The following is a 13,596-nucleotide window of genomic DNA, read 5'->3' on the forward strand; positions in this document are numbered from 1 at the left end:
GCCTCTCAGATCCGGAACGGAAAGCTGGCCAGGTGCAGCGCGACGTTCTCGCGCCCCTCGGTGTCGCCCGCCGCCTCGGCGGCCTTGCCCCGCTCCTCGTACGCCTTGATCAGGGCGGAGATCTCTGCGTTGAGCCGTGTGAGTTCGGCGGGGTTCAGGCGGGCGAGGAAGTCCGACTGGTCCGCGGCCCTGCGCCACTCGGCGCCCCAGGCCGACTGCTGGGCGAGGTAGGTGTGGTACTGCTCCTCGCGGTGTGCGATCAGCGTGCGGAGGACGGCCGTGTGCGCGGCGGCACCCTCGGGTGAGTCCTTGAAGTCCTCGTGCCGGAAGCTCACGGTCTCCTGCGCGGCTTCCCACCACCGCTCCCGCGCGTCCCCGCTCTGCACCTCGGCCTCCCTGATGAGGCCGGGCTCGGCGAGCTTCCGCAGGTGGTAGCTGACGAGCGAGACCGCCTCGTCGACCTGTGCGGCGATCTGTGAGGCGGTCGCCGGACCCGCGACCCGCAGCGTGCTGTAGATCTTCAGCCGCAGGGGGTGCCCGAAGGCCTTGAGCGTGTCGACATCGGTGATGCGGCGGGGCTCGCCGGGCTCGGGCTGCTTGTCGTTCATGCCTTCACCGTAGATACGAAAGAAAACTTGCGCAATATAAATTGCGCAAGTTTTCTTTCTCATCAGGGCGGCGAAAAGCCCCGGCCACCCAGTGACCAGGGCTTACGCGCAGAACAAGCTCAGCGGACGGGGTGGCCCGCCTCCCGCAGCGTGTCCTTGACCTCGCCGATCCGCAGATCCCCGAAGTGGAAGACCGACGCGGCGAGCACCGCGTCCGCGCCCGCGGCGATCGCGGGCGGGAAGTGGTCCAGGCGGCCCGCGCCGCCGGACGCGATGACCGGGACGGTGACGTGCCGGCGTACCGCCGCGATCATCTCGATGTCGTAGCCGTCCTTGGTGCCGTCCGCGTCCATCGAGTTGAGCAGGATCTCCCCCGCGCCCAACTCGGCGGCCTGGTGGGCCCATTCGACGGCGTCGATCCCGGCGGACTTGCGGCCGCCGTGGGTCGTCACCTCGAAGGAACCGGCAGACGTACGCCGGGCGTCGACCGAGAGCACCAGCACCTGGCGGCCGAACCGCTCCGCGATCTCGCGGATCAGCTCCGGGCGCGCGATCGCGGCCGTGTTGACCCCGACCTTGTCCGCGCCCGCGCGCAGCAGCTTGTCGACGTCCTCCGCCGTGCGGACCCCGCCGCCCACCGTGAGCGGGATGAAGACCTGCTCGGCGGTGCGGCGGACCACGTCGTACGTGGTCTCGCGGTTGCCGGAGGAGGCGGTGATGTCCAGGAAGGTGAGCTCGTCGGCGCCCTCGGCGTCGTACACCTTGGCCATCTCGACGGGGTCGCCCGCGTCGCGCAGGTTCTGGAAGTTGACGCCCTTGACGACCCGGCCGTTGTCCACGTCCAGGCAGGGGATCACGCGTACCGCGAGGGTCATGACGTCTCAGCTCCCCTGGTGTCCCGGTACGCCTCGACCTCGACCTCGACGACCAGGCTCGGGTCGACGAAGCCGGAGACGATGAGCATCGACGCGGCGGGGCGGACGTCGTCGAAGAGCTCCTTGTGGGCCCGGCCGACCTCCTCCACGTCGCGCGCGTGGGTCAGGTACATGCGGGTGCGTACGACGTGCTCCCGGCCAAGGCCCAGCTTCTTCAGGGCCTCGACGGCGACGTGGAAGGCGTTGGCCGCCTGCTCGTAGGGGGTTCCGGCGTCTATGACGCCGTTCACCACCGACGTACAACCGGACACCAGGACAAGGCCGTTGGGCAGCTCGACGGCGCGGGAGTAGCCGATGGCCTCCTCCCACGGTCCGCCCGAGCTCACCCTGCGGACGAGGTCGCTCATGACGAGGCCACCGCGGCGAGGGCCTCTTCGAGCGTGAAGGCCTTCGCGTACAGCGCCTTGCCGACGATGGCGCCCTCGACGCCCTGCGGGACGAGCTCGGCGATGGCGCGCAGGTCGTCCAGGGACGAGACGCCGCCGGAGGCGACGACCGGGCGGTCCGTGGCCGCGCAGACGTTCTTCAGGAGCTCCAGGTTCGGCCCCTGCAGCGTGCCGTCCTTGGCGATGTCGGTGACGACATAGCGGGCGCAGCCCTCGGAGTTGAGGCGCTCCAGGGTCTCGTAGAGGTCGCCGCCGTCGCGGGTCCAGCCGCGGCCGCGCAGCGTCGTGCCGCGCACGTCGAGGCCGACCGCGATCTTGTCGCCGTGCTCGGCGATGACCTTGGCGACCCACTCCGGGGTCTCCAGGGCGGCGGTGCCGAGGTTCACGCGGGTGCAGCCGGTGGCCAGGGCCGCGGCGAGCGTGTCGTCGTCGCGGATGCCGCCGGACAGCTCCACCTTGATGTCCATGGCCTCGGTGACCTCGCGGATCAGCGCGCGGTTGTCGCCGGTGCCGAACGCGGCGTCCAGGTCGACCAGGTGCAGCCACTCGGCGCCCGACCGCTGCCAGGAGAGGGCGGCCTCCAGCGGGGAGCCGTAGGAGGTCTCCGATCCGGACTCGCCATGGACGAGACGTACGGCCTGGCCGTCGCGGACGTCGACGGCGGGAAGGAGTTCGAGCTTGCTCACAGAGGTCCCTGACATTCCTAGAGGGTTCCGATCCAGTTGGTGAGGAGCTGGGCGCCGGCGTCGCCGGACTTCTCGGGGTGGAACTGCGTGGCCCACAGGGCGCCGTTCTCGACCGCCGCCACGAAGGGCTCGCCGTGCGTGGTCCAGGCGACCTTGGGCGCGCGGAAGGCGGGGTTGCCGGCCTCGAAGTCCCAGTGGTGCACGGCGTACGAGTGCACGAAGTAGTAGCGGGCTTCGGCGTCGAGGCCCGCGAACAGCTCGGAGCCCTCGGGCGCCTCGACCGTGTTCCAGCCCATGTGCGGGACGATGTCGGCCTTCAGCGGCTCGACGGTGCCGGGCCACTCGTCGAGGCCCTCGGCCTCCACGTCGTGCTCGATGCCGCGCGCGAAGAGGATCTGCATGCCGACGCAGATACCCATCACGGGACGGCCGCCCGCGAGCCTGCGGCCCACGATCCAGTCGCCGCGCGCCTCCTTGAGCCCCTGCATGCAGGCGGCGAAGGCGCCGACGCCGGGGACGAGGAGGCCGTCGGCGTTCATGGCCGTGTCGTAGTCACGGGTGATCTCGACGTCCGCGCCCGCGCGCGCGAGGGCGCGCTCGGCGGAACGGACGTTCCCGAAGCCGTAGTCGAAGACGACGACCTTCTTGCGTGGATTCCGGGGAGTGCTCATTGCGCGTACGCCCCTCAGTTCCAGTAGTCGAGCCGCATGATCCCCGCGACGAGGCACATGGCCGCGCCGATGGAGAGCAGCGTGATCAGGCCCTTGGGCATCCCCTGCTTGACGAAGGAGATGATGCCGCCGATCAGGAAGAGCCCGACGACGATGAGGATGGTGTTGAGACCGGTCATGGCTTTACAGCGCGCCCTTCGTGGAGGGGAGGATCCCGGCGGCGCGCGGGTCGCGCTCCGATGCGTAACGCAGCGCGCGGGCGAGGGCCTTGAACTGGCACTCCACGATGTGGTGGGCGTTGCGGCCGTAGGGCACGTGCACGTGCAGGGCGATCTGGGCCTGCGCGACGAAGGACTCCAGGATGTGCCGGGTCATCGTCGTGTCGTACGTGCCGATCATCGGCGCCATCGTCTCGGGCTCGGTGTGCACGAGGTACGGGCGGCCGCTCAGGTCGACGGTCACCTGGGCGAGCGACTCGTCGAGCGGAACCGTGCAGTTGCCGAAGCGGTAGATGCCGACCTTGTCGCCGAGCGCCTGCTTGAAGGCGGCGCCCAGGGCGAGGGCGGTGTCCTCGATGGTGTGGTGGGTGTCGATGTGCAGGTCGCCCTCGGTCTTGACCCTGAGGTCGAAGAGGCCGTGGCGGCCGAGCTGGTCGAGCATGTGGTCGTAGAAGCCGACCCCTGTGGATACCGCCACCTCGCCCTTGCCGTCGAGATCGATCTCGACGAGGACCGACGTCTCCTTGGTGGTCCGTTCGACCCGTCCAACGCGGCTCATGCCTGCTGCTCCTTCTTCAGTTCGCGTACCGCATCGAGGAACGCGTCGTTCTCTTCGGGGGTTCCCGCGCTGACGCGCAGCCAGCCCGGTACGCCGTTGTCCCGGACCAGGACGCCCCGGTCGAGGATCCGCTGCCAGACCGCGTGGGCATCTTCGAATCGCCCGAACTGCACGAAGTTGGCGTCGGAGTCGGTGACTTCGTAGCCGATCGCACGCAGCTCGCTCACCAGCCGGTCGCGCTCCCGCTTCAACTGCTCGACGTACTTCAGGAGCGTGTCGGTGTGCTCCAGGGCGGCCAGCGCGGTGGCCTGGGTGACGGCCGACAGGTGATACGGCAGGCGTACGAGCTGTACGGCGTCGACGACCGCGGGGTCGGCGGCGAGGTAGCCGAGGCGCAGCCCGGCCGCTCCGAAGGCCTTCGACATGGTGCGGGAGATGACGAGGTTCGGGCGGCCCGCGAGCAGCGGGAGCAGCGAGTCGCCGTGGCTGAACTCCACGTATGCCTCGTCGACCACCACCATCGAGGGCTTCGCGGCCTGCGCGGCTTCGTAGAGCGCGAGGACCGTGTCGCCGGAGACGGCGTTGCCCGTGGGGTTGTTGGGGGTGGTGATGAAGACGACGTCGGGCCGGTTCTCGGCGATGGTCTTCGTCGCCGCTTCGACGTCGATCGTGAAGTCGTCGCCGCGCGGGCCCGAGATCCAGCCGGTGCCGGTGCCGCGCGCGATGAGCCCGTGCATCGAGTACGAGGGCTCGAAGCCGATGGCGGTGCGGCCGGGCCCGCCAAAGGTCTGCAGGAGCTGCTGGATGACTTCGTTCGAGCCGTTGGCCGCCCAGACGTTGGCGAGGGTGACCTCGTGGCCGCCGGTGTTCGTGAGGTACCGGGCGAGCTCGGTGCGCAGCTCGACCGCGTCGCGGTCGGGGTAGCGGTTGAGGTCGCGGGCCGCCTCGCGGACACGCTCGGCGATGCGCTCGACGAGCGGCTCGGGGAGCGGGTAAGGGTTCTCGTTCGTGTTCAGGCGTACGGGGACGTCGAGCTGGGGCGCGCCGTAGGGGGACTTGCCGCGCAGTTCGTCGCGTACGGGGAGGTCGTCGATGCGAACGCTCACTGGTTCGGCACCTTCCATCCGAACCTCGCCTTGACCGCCGCGCCGTGCGCGGGCAGGTCCTCGGCCTCGGCGAGCGTCACCACGTGGTGGGCGACATCGGCGAGCGCGTCGCGGGTGTAGTCGACGATGTGGATGCCGCGCAGGAAGGACTGGACGGAGAGGCCCGAGGAGTGGCAGGCGCAGCCGCCGGTCGGCAGCACGTGGTTCGAGCCGGCGCAGTAGTCGCCGAGGGAGACGGGCGCCCAGGGGCCGACGAAGATCGCGCCCGCGTTCTTGACGCGGTCGGCGACGGCGGCGGCGTCGGCGGTCTGGATCTCCAGGTGCTCGGCGCCGTACGCGTCGACGACCCGCAGGCCCTCGTCCAGGCCGTCGACCAGGACGATCGCGGACTGGCGGCCGCTGAGCGCGGGGACGATCCGGTCCTCGACGTGCTTGGTCGCGGCGACCTGCGGCTCCAGCTCCTTGGCGACGGCGTCGGCAAGGGCGATGGAGTCGGTGACGAGGACGGCGGCGGCCAGCGGGTCGTGCTCGGCCTGGCTGATCAGGTCGGAGGCGACGTGCACCGCGTCGGCGGTGTCGTCGGCGAGGACCGCGATCTCGGTCGGCCCGGCTTCGGTGTCGATGCCGATGCGTCCCGTGAAGTACCGCTTGGCGGCGGCGACCCAGATGTTGCCGGGTCCGGTGACCATGTTCGCCGGGGCGCACGTCTCGGTGCCGTACGCGAACATCGCGACGGCCTGGGCGCCGCCCACCGCGTACACCTCGTCGATGCCGAGGAGCGCGCAGGCAGCGAGGATCGTGGGGTGCGGAAGACCGTCGAAGTCGGCCTGCGGCGGGGACGCGAGCGCCATCGACGCGACGCCCGCCTCCTGCGCGGGGACCGCGTTCATGATCACGGAGGACGGGTAGACCGAGCGTCCGCCCGGTGCGTAGAGGCCGACGCGCTCGACCGGCACCCACTTCTCGGTGACCGTGCCGCCGGGCACGACCTGGGTGGTGTGCGGGGCGCGGCGCTGCTCGCGGTGGACGATGCGGGCGCGGCGGATCGACTCCTCCAGGGCCTCGCGCACGAGCGGGTCGAGGCCGGTCAGGGCGTCGGCGATGGCGGTCGCGGGGACGCGGACCTGCGTCAGCCGTACTCCATCGAACTTCTCCGCGTATTCGATCAGCGCCGCGTCGCCACGATGATGCACGTCCTCGCAGATGGGCCGCACCCTCTCCAGGGCGGCCGCGACGTCGAAGTCGGCACGGGGCAGCAGGGCGCGCAGGGCGGGGCCCTCGGGGAGGGCGTCGCCGCGCAGATCGATTCGGGAGATCACGTGGCCAATTCTCTCAGACCCTGATTCCGCGCCGGACGCCGTATCACTGGCTGATATGAATCACGGAAGACCACGTTCACCACTAGCGTTCAGCCCGTCACTGAGCGGGCATGAAACAGGTGTGCGAGACACAAGCGCACAGCGGCACGGCAACGCGGCACCGGATCGCGGTGCGGGACGGCAGTACGGGGAGGACAACAGCAGTGGTCGACGACACCGGCATCGGGGACCCGCCGGACGGACTGACCGCCGCCGAGATCGGGATGTGGCAGGCCTTCCGCAACGGCAGCGTCTATGACCTCCGGTCGGGGGACGCGATGGAGGACGATCCCCACGGCGGCCACCCCTGGGGCCCGGAACGCAGCGTGCGCGCGCGCATCGTGTGCTGGCTGCTCCTGGAGGGTCCGCCCGCGCTCTCGGGCCGGGTCTCGTCACTGAAGCTCTCGGGCCTCCAGATCACGGACGTACTGGATCTGGCGGGCGGCGAGGTCGTTCCCTACGCCGAACTGAAGCACTGCCGCTTCGAGAAGGAAGTACTCGTCCCCGAGGCCAAGTTCACCACCCTGCGCCTCGTCAACTGCTCGATCCCGCGCGTGGAGGCGGCCCGCGTCCACACGGAGGGCGACCTGCATCTGCCGCGCTGCCGGATCCACAACGGCATGCGGCTCACGGACGCCCAGATCGGCACCGACCTGCTGATCAACCAGGCGGTGATCTACCGCGACCGGCGCGGCAACTCGATCATGGGCGACGGGCTCTCGGTCGGGCAGGACCTGCAGGCCGAGATGATGGAGTCGCACGGCCAGCTCAGCCTGCGCGGCGCGAAGGTCGGCGTCTCCTTCAGCCTGCGCGGCAGCAAGCTCGCCAATCCGTATGGCCAGCGGGCGCTCAACGCCCCGCAGATGACCGTGGAACGCACGCTCTACATGACGCCCGCCGCGCTCGGCGATCCCCCCATGACCAGCGGCATGACACCCCCGCGCGGCACCCGCGTCCAGCGCTTCGAGTGCCAGGGCGGCGTCCGGCTGGACGACGGGCGCTTCGGGGACGCCGTCGACCTGGCCCAGGCGCGCTTCACCCTGGAGAACGACCAGGAGGTGTCGCTGCGCCGCGTGCAGACCCCCGAGCTGCGCTTCCTCGGTGAGGCCCCGCAGCGCGGCAAGATCATCCTGTCCGGCGCCAAGGTCGTCACCCTCATCGACAAGTCGACCAGCTGGCCGGGCCCCGGCGGCCTCCAGATGGGCGGCTTCAGTTACGAGAACCTCGTCCCGCAGGGCCCCTTCCCGCTCGCCCGGCGGCTGGCGTGGGTGGCGGCCGCGACCGCCGAGTACAACCCCGAGCCCTACGAGAAGCTGGCCGCCGTCCTGCGCAACGGCGGCGAGGACGCCGACGCCCGCGAGGTGCTGCTCGCCAAGCAGCGCCGACGCCGCGAGACCCTGCCGATCGCGGCGAAGCTCTGGGGCTTCGCCCAGGACTGGACAGTGGCCTACGGCTACCGTCCGGGCCGGGCCGCCCTGTGGATGGCGGTGCTCTGGGCGGTGAGCGCGGTGGCCTTCGCGCGCGCCGACCACCCGGCGATCAAACCGGGCGAGCACCCGAACTGGAACCCGGCCCTGTTCTCCCTCGACCTGCTGCTCCCGGTCATCGACCTGGGCCAGGACAGCTACTGGCAGTTGCGCGGCGGCTGGCAGTGGTTCGCGGCGATCCTCATCCTGCTCGGCTGGGTCCTCGCGACGACGGTCGCGGCGGGGGCGACGAGGCTGCTGCGGAGGAACTGAGGAGGAGCCGGAGGAGAGCCGGGGAGAGGATCGGGAGGAGTGACCGAGAAGAGCCTCGGAGCCCGCCGGGAGCAGAGATTTTACCTTTACTTGACCATGTGTCAGGCAACCGGACGATCGATGCGAAAGCTTCACCCGCCATCCCCTGGCACTGCCCCGACCTGCGGCTTTCAATAACCGCACGATGGCATTCCTGCGCGCCCTGATCCGCACCGCACGCATGGTCAGGAACACCCCCCTCCTCTCCGCCGGTCTGACCCCCGACGACGAGGTGCTCCTCGACGCACCCGACGACCGGCTCGGCCCCGCGCTCGTCGCCGCGGGCCGGGGCGACCACGGCCCCGCCGCGAAACTGCTCGCCATGACCCGCGAGGGCAACGAGTGGGAGAACCGCGACCGCTACACGACGCGTCTGGCCACCTTCGCCCGCTCCCGCTCCGAGTGGTTCGACGACTGGCTCGCCGCCGCTCCGCACGACCCCGACGCGCTGCTCGTCAAGGCCGAGCTCGCGGTCGTCCGCGGCTGGGAGTCGCCGGCCCGCGCCGAGCTGCTCCGCGAGACGGCGCCCCTGATCACCGCGGCGGCCGAGGCCGACCCGCGCGACCCCGTGCCATGGCGGATCGCCCTGGACCACGCGCGCGGCACCCATGCCCCGCACTCGGTCTTCGACGCGATCCGGGCCGAGGCGGTGCACCGCTCCTCGCACCACTACGGCTGCCACGCCTCGGCGCTCCAGTACCTGTCGGCGGCCTGGTACGGCTCGCACCGCCAGTGCTTCGACTTCGCCGAGCGCGCCGCCCGGGACGCGCTGCCGGGATCGCTGATCCAGGCGCTGCCCGCGCGGGCCGCGTTCGCGTATCTCACCAGCGCCTCGGGGAGCGTGCCGCGCGAGCGCCTGGACGCCGCCGCCGACCTCGGGATCGCCGTGTCCCAGGAGTACGAGGCCGGGGATCCCTGGCCCGCGGAGGTCCGCAACGTCCTCACCTTCGTCCTCGTACGCCTGGAGCGATGGAGCGACGCCCTCGAACAACTGCGCCTCATCGGGCCCTATGCGACGTCCTTCCCCTGGGACCGCATGGCAGACGATCCGCTCGGTCAGTTCCTGGAACTGCGGGACGGCATACGCATCGAAGTGGCCGCCGGGACCCCGCTGCGCACCGGTGGCGGACGTCCGGGCTCCGGCGACCATTAGGCTTGAGGCTCGTGACCACCGTCCGGCTTCCGCTCTTCCCGCTCAACTCGGTGCTGTTCCCGGGGCTCGTGCTCCCGCTGAACGTGTTCGAGGAGCGTTATCGCGCCATGATGCGCGATCTGCTCAAGACTCCCGACGAGGAGCAGCGCCTCTTCGCGGTCGTCGCCATCCGCGACGGCCTGGAGGTCGCGCCGAGCGCTCCGGGCCTCCCTGATCCCACCGCGCAGCCCGAGCAGGGCCCGACGGCCGGCTTCGGCGACGACCCGCTCAAGGCCTTCCACGCGGTGGGCTGCATCGCCGACGCGGCGACGATCAGGGAGCGCGCCGACGGCGGCTTCGAGGTGCTCGCCACGGGCACCTCCCGCGTGCGGCTGCACTCCGTGGACGCGTCGGGCGCCTTCCTGACCGCGGAGGTCGAGGAGCTGCCCGAGGAACCCGGCGAGGAGGCGGGCGCGCTGGCCGAGGGCGTCCTGCGGGCCTTCCGCGCCTACCAGAAGCGGCTGGCCGGGGCGCGTGAGCGGTCCCTGTCCACGGGCGCCGAACTGCCGGACGACCCGTCCGTGGTGTCGTATCTGGTGGCGGCGGCCGCCGTCCTCGACACCCCCACGAAGCAGCGGCTCCTGGAGGCGCCGGACACCGCGTCGCGCCTGCACGAGGAGCTGAAAGTCCTTCGCGCCGAGACCGCCATCATCCGTAATCTGCCGTCGTTGCCCGCGACGGACCTCACGCGCGGCACCACGAGCCTCAACTGACGTAAGGCGCGAGCGCTTTGGCGAAGAAGCAGAAGAAGCAGCAGGCGGGCGCCGGCGGCACCCCGGCGACGGTGGCCCTCACCGCGGCGGGCGCCGACTACACGGTCCACGCCTACGAACACGACCCCGCGCACCCCTCGTACGGCGAAGAGGCGGCCCAGGCCATGGGCGTCTCCCCCGACCGGGTCTTCAAGACCCTGGTCGCGGAGGTCGACGGCGAGCTGACGGTGGCCGTGGTCCCGGTGGCGGGCAACCTGAACCTCAAGGCCCTGGCCACGGCCGTCTCCGGCAAGCGCGCGGTGATGGCGGACCCGGTGGCCGCCGAGCGCACCACGGGGTACGTACGGGGCGGCATCTCGCCCCTGGGCCAGCGCAAGAAGCTCCGTACCGTCGTGGACGACTCGGCGTCGTCGCACGCCACGATCTGCGTCTCGGCGGGCCGCCGGGGCCTGGAAGTGGAACTGGCACCCGATGACCTGGCCCGCCTCACGGCCGCCGTACTGGCCCCGATCGGGCGTGAATAGGCCCTCGACGGCGGTCGCGGGCTCGACTAGTACCACCCTCATGTCGAAGAAGACGCGCAAGAGGAAGTGGCGGGTGCGCAAGGGCAAGGCGAACCACGGGAGGCGCCCCGCCTGACGCCGGCAGGACGGGGGGGGCGTCCTCACGCCCGACGGGGTGCGCTCGCACGCCCGCCGGGACGCCCCCTGACGCCCGCCAGGGGCGTTCTCAGGCCCCTGCGGCGTCCGAGCTGCCCTCTGCCCGCCCGGGGTCCCCGTAGGGCAGGGGGTAGGGCTCGGGGTCCCTCGGTCCGAAGAGCCCGGTGAGGCCCAGGTGCAGGAGCAGCGCGGCCACGGGCCAGGCCAGCAGCGCGCCCTTGGCCTTGAGCTCCATGGGGGCGTCGAAGGCGACGCCCTTGCCCACGGACTCCGCATGGGCGGCGACGTCCGTCTCGGGCCCGAGGAAGATCCCAAGACGCCAGGCGAGCACGGCCCCCAGCAGACTCCCGGCCGTCAGCCCGACGACCAGCGGAATACCGCCCCGCCTGCGCAGCAGGAACACCACGGCGCCGGTCACCGCGCCGAACGCGAGCGAGAGCAGGGCGAACGTTCCGTCGACCCCGATCGCCTGTTCCCCCTCGGTGTCCTTGAGGTACACCGCCTCGTTGTCCGCGATCAACGGCACGCGCGGCGCGAGCCACAGCCACAGCAGGCCGAGCAGGACGCCACAGACGGCCACCACGACCGCGATCACCGCGGCCTGTCGCACTTCGGTCTTCATCCCGGGACCGTCCTCCTCGTGCGCCGGCATGGGAACGGCTCCGGACGACTGAGCGGCTTGCTGCCAGGGGTCGTGCGGGGGCTGGTCGCGGGGCGGCTGGGAGGGCGTCAGCGGTGCAGTCACCCACACATGGTGCCAGTACTACCTGAGTACCGCTTCACCGCACAGCCGCACGGCGGTAGGCCCAGGTGGCGATGGCGAGCGAGGCGACGCCGACCCCCGCGCAGACGGCGAGGTCGAGGGCCACGGTCGCCCAGTCCGGATGCGGCCCGAAGGTACGGGCGAACGCCTCGACCCCGTACGTCGAGGGCAGCAGATCACGCGCGTACTGCAAGAACTCCGGCATCCGCTCGGCCGGGAGCACCCCGAGGAGCAGCGCCGCCGACATGCCCAACTGCCCGAGCAGCGTGGCCAGTTCGGGCCGCGGGGCGAGCAGCCCGAGGGCGGCGCCAAGGCCGGCGAGGGCGGCACCGGCCAGTGGGATCACCGCGGCGAGCACCCACAGGTTCGCCATCGGGAGCCCGAAGAGGCCGCATCCGACGACCGCCGTGACCAGCGTGCCCGGCACGGTGAACGAGGCGTAGGCCGCCGCGGCGCCGAGGACCACCGACGCGGGCGGCACGGGCAGCGTGGCGTAGTGGTCGAGGCCTCCGTCGGCGCGGAGCTGCCCGAAGTACTGCGCGAGCAGGTTGAGCGCGACGAACGCGACGACGAGCACGGAGGACCCGGCGACGACGGCACGCGCCTCACCGCCCCCGTCCACGACGCCCCGCATCAGGATCATGATCCCGACGGACTGGAAGGTCGCCACGAAGAGCAGCGGAATGCGCGCGACCCGCGCCCGGGACAGCTGCGCCCGGTAGACCGCCGCGAGCGCGGGAAACAGCCGCGCACGGGGCCCCAGGGGCTCGGCGGCGTCGGCCTGCCACTCACGGTCGTCGGCCCGTACGGCCGCTTCCAGGGGAACGGCACTCACCGAACGGCCCTCCTCTTGCTGTTCTTGCGCCCGGCGAAGGTCACGCCTTCACCAGCCCTTCCCCGTTCCCGCCCAGGGCGAGATACACGTCCTCCAAGCTCGGTGTGGCCAGGGTGAAGTCGTCGAGGGCGGAGAACGCGGCTCCGCCGGTGACCGCCGCGACGGCGGCCCGTGCCTCGTCCGGTGCGAGCCGCAGGGACCACTTGCGGCCGGACTCCACGGCGGAGGAGCGCAGCGCGGCGACCTCGGGGACGTCCAGCGGCGCCCGCTCCCGCCAGACGAGCTCGACGCGCACCTCGCCCGCGACCTGCTCCTTCAGCCCCAGGGGACTGTCGCAGGCGATGACCTTGCCGTGGTCGAGCACGGCGACGCGGTCCAGGACCGTCTCCGCCTCGATGACGTTGTGGGTGACAAGCAGCACCGTGGTGCCCTGCTCGGCCCTGCGCCGGTCGACGGCGCCCCAGACGGCCCGCCGCGCGATGGGGTCCATGCCGGTCGTCGGCTCGTCGAGGACGAGCAGCGGCCGCTCCCCCACCAGGGCGGTGGCGAAGCAGGCGAGCCTGCGCTGTCCGCCGGAGAGCTTCTTCAGCGGCCGCGAGGCGAGCTTGGTGAGCGCGAGCTCTTCCAGTACGCCGTCCCGCTCGGCCCGCGCGGCCCGCACGTCGAGGCCGCGCAGGCGCGCGGTCGTCTCGACGGCGAGCGAGACGGTCAGCTCGTCGAGCGCGGTGGACTCCTGCCCCAGGTACGCGAGGATCCGCGCGGCCCGCTCGGGGTGGCGCAGGATGTCGTGGCCGAGGATCTCGACGCTCCCGCTGTCGGGCCGCATCAGGCCGGTCAGCTGGCGTACGAGGGTGGACTTGCCGGCGCCGTTGGGTCCGAGGAGACCGAAGATCTCGCCGCGCCTGACCTCCAGGCTGATGCCGTCGGTCGCGCGCACCTCGGGCGTCGCGGGCGTGCCGCGCCTGCCGCGGGCGGCGGGATAGGTCTTGACGAGGTCGCGCACCGCGCAGACGGCATCACTGCCGTGACCCTGTCGGAGCCCCTGTCGGACTGCCTGTGCCGAGCGCGTACTCACGAAGGACGAGGGTACGGGGTCCCGCACCCGGTACGACGCCCGGGGCGCCCCGTA

Annotated in this window: 16 protein-coding genes; 4 read left to right on the forward strand and 12 right to left on the reverse strand. The window is 71.5% G+C overall.

Annotation, left to right across the window (positions count from 1 at the left end; translation table 11 throughout):
• Positions 1–5: 5 nt before the first annotated feature.
• The 9 genes from AB0E78_RS01635 to hisD form a co-directional block, all read right to left on the reverse strand.
• Entirely contained in the window at positions 6–608 is a 603-nt protein-coding gene (locus tag AB0E78_RS01635; protein ID WP_361826790.1) for a helix-turn-helix domain-containing protein, read from the reverse strand.
• A gap of 119 nt (positions 609–727) precedes the next feature.
• Positions 728–1,483 (reverse strand): imidazole glycerol phosphate synthase subunit HisF, encoded by a 756-nt coding sequence (hisF, locus tag AB0E78_RS01640; protein WP_361826792.1) that lies wholly within the window; start codon positions 1,481–1,483, stop codon positions 728–730.
• Positions 1,480–1,890: a RidA family protein gene (locus AB0E78_RS01645; protein WP_361826795.1), complete on the reverse strand. Its 411-nt coding sequence runs from the start codon at positions 1,888–1,890 to the stop codon at positions 1,480–1,482. The genes hisF and AB0E78_RS01645 overlap by 4 nt, the downstream gene beginning before the upstream one ends.
• Positions 1,887–2,615 (reverse strand): bifunctional 1-(5-phosphoribosyl)-5-((5-phosphoribosylamino)methylideneamino)imidazole-4-carboxamide isomerase/phosphoribosylanthranilate isomerase PriA, encoded by a 729-nt coding sequence (gene priA, locus AB0E78_RS01650; protein ID WP_361828456.1) that lies wholly within the window; start codon positions 2,613–2,615, stop codon positions 1,887–1,889. The genes AB0E78_RS01645 and priA overlap by 4 nt, the downstream gene beginning before the upstream one ends.
• Before the next feature lie 17 nt (positions 2,616–2,632).
• Complete coding sequence (gene hisH, locus AB0E78_RS01655; RefSeq protein ID WP_361826797.1) at positions 2,633–3,286, reverse strand: imidazole glycerol phosphate synthase subunit HisH; 654 nt, start codon at positions 3,284–3,286, stop codon at positions 2,633–2,635.
• A gap of 14 nt (positions 3,287–3,300) precedes the next feature.
• Complete coding sequence (locus AB0E78_RS01660) at positions 3,301–3,465, reverse strand: hypothetical protein (protein ID WP_361826800.1); 165 nt, start codon at positions 3,463–3,465, stop codon at positions 3,301–3,303.
• Between the two features lie 4 nt (positions 3,466–3,469).
• Complete coding sequence (hisB, locus tag AB0E78_RS01665; protein ID WP_361826803.1) at positions 3,470–4,063, reverse strand: imidazoleglycerol-phosphate dehydratase HisB; 594 nt, start codon at positions 4,061–4,063, stop codon at positions 3,470–3,472.
• Positions 4,060–5,169, reverse strand: a complete 1,110-nt coding sequence (locus AB0E78_RS01670) for a histidinol-phosphate transaminase (RefSeq protein ID WP_361826805.1) — start codon at positions 5,167–5,169, stop codon at positions 4,060–4,062. Before AB0E78_RS01670 ends, hisB begins: the two co-directional genes overlap by 4 nt.
• The gene (hisD, locus tag AB0E78_RS01675; RefSeq protein ID WP_361826808.1) at positions 5,166–6,488 is read right to left on the reverse strand and encodes a histidinol dehydrogenase; all 1,323 of its coding nucleotides are present in this window, start codon (positions 6,486–6,488) and stop codon (positions 5,166–5,168) included. The genes AB0E78_RS01670 and hisD overlap by 4 nt, the downstream gene beginning before the upstream one ends.
• A gap of 203 nt (positions 6,489–6,691) precedes the next feature.
• Between hisD and AB0E78_RS01680 the strand changes: the two genes are divergently transcribed.
• From AB0E78_RS01680 to ybaK, 4 genes are all read left to right on the forward strand, one after another.
• Positions 6,692–8,266 carry an oxidoreductase gene (locus AB0E78_RS01680; protein WP_361826811.1) on the forward strand — a complete coding sequence of 525 codons (1,575 nt, stop codon included), beginning with the start codon at positions 6,692–6,694 and terminating at the stop codon, positions 8,264–8,266.
• Between the two features lie 184 nt (positions 8,267–8,450).
• Positions 8,451–9,458, forward strand: a complete 1,008-nt coding sequence (locus AB0E78_RS01685; RefSeq protein WP_361826814.1) for a hypothetical protein — start codon at positions 8,451–8,453, stop codon at positions 9,456–9,458.
• 11 nt (positions 9,459–9,469) lie between these two features.
• The gene (locus tag AB0E78_RS01690) at positions 9,470–10,210 is read left to right on the forward strand and encodes an LON peptidase substrate-binding domain-containing protein (protein WP_361826816.1); all 741 of its coding nucleotides are present in this window, start codon (positions 9,470–9,472) and stop codon (positions 10,208–10,210) included.
• Positions 10,211–10,227: 17 nt separating this feature from the next.
• Positions 10,228–10,734, forward strand: a complete 507-nt coding sequence (gene ybaK / locus AB0E78_RS01695) for a Cys-tRNA(Pro) deacylase (protein WP_361826819.1) — start codon at positions 10,228–10,230, stop codon at positions 10,732–10,734.
• A gap of 205 nt (positions 10,735–10,939) precedes the next feature.
• Here ybaK and AB0E78_RS01700 read toward each other — a convergent pair whose 3' ends face one another.
• Genes AB0E78_RS01700 through AB0E78_RS01710 form a run of 3 tightly spaced genes read right to left on the reverse strand, consistent with a single transcriptional unit; the run spans position 10,940 to position 13,470 of the window.
• Positions 10,940–11,614, reverse strand: coding sequence for a DUF2567 domain-containing protein (locus AB0E78_RS01700; protein WP_361826821.1), 675 nt, complete (start codon positions 11,612–11,614; stop codon positions 10,940–10,942).
• Positions 11,615–11,648: 34 nt separating this feature from the next.
• Positions 11,649–12,452, reverse strand: a complete 804-nt coding sequence (locus AB0E78_RS01705; RefSeq protein WP_361828459.1) for an ABC transporter permease — start codon at positions 12,450–12,452, stop codon at positions 11,649–11,651.
• Between the two features lie 55 nt (positions 12,453–12,507).
• Positions 12,508–13,470 carry an ABC transporter ATP-binding protein gene (locus tag AB0E78_RS01710; protein ID WP_361826823.1) on the reverse strand — a complete coding sequence of 321 codons (963 nt, stop codon included), beginning with the start codon at positions 13,468–13,470 and terminating at the stop codon, positions 12,508–12,510.
• Between the last annotated feature and the right edge of the window lie 126 nt (positions 13,471–13,596).

The organism is Streptomyces sp. NPDC032198, assembly GCF_040636975.1.
Classification (GTDB): Bacteria; Actinomycetota; Actinomycetes; order Streptomycetales; family Streptomycetaceae; genus Streptomyces.

Coding starts and splice junctions, on each gene's coding strand:
- AB0E78_RS01635 (WP_361826790.1), bottom strand. CDS start 608: ATGAACGACAAGCAGCCCGAGCCCGGCGAGCCCCGCCGCATCACCGAT.
- hisF (WP_361826792.1), bottom strand. CDS start 1,483: ATGACCCTCGCGGTACGCGTGATCCCCTGCCTGGACGTGGACAACGGC.
- AB0E78_RS01645 (WP_361826795.1), bottom strand. CDS start 1,890: ATGAGCGACCTCGTCCGCAGGGTGAGCTCGGGCGGACCGTGGGAGGAG.
- hisH (WP_361826797.1), bottom strand. CDS start 3,286: ATGAGCACTCCCCGGAATCCACGCAAGAAGGTCGTCGTCTTCGACTAC.
- AB0E78_RS01660 (WP_361826800.1), bottom strand. CDS start 3,465: ATGACCGGTCTCAACACCATCCTCATCGTCGTCGGGCTCTTCCTGATC.
- hisB (WP_361826803.1), bottom strand. CDS start 4,063: ATGAGCCGCGTTGGACGGGTCGAACGGACCACCAAGGAGACGTCGGTC.
- AB0E78_RS01685 (WP_361826814.1), top strand. CDS start 8,451: ATGGCATTCCTGCGCGCCCTGATCCGCACCGCACGCATGGTCAGGAAC.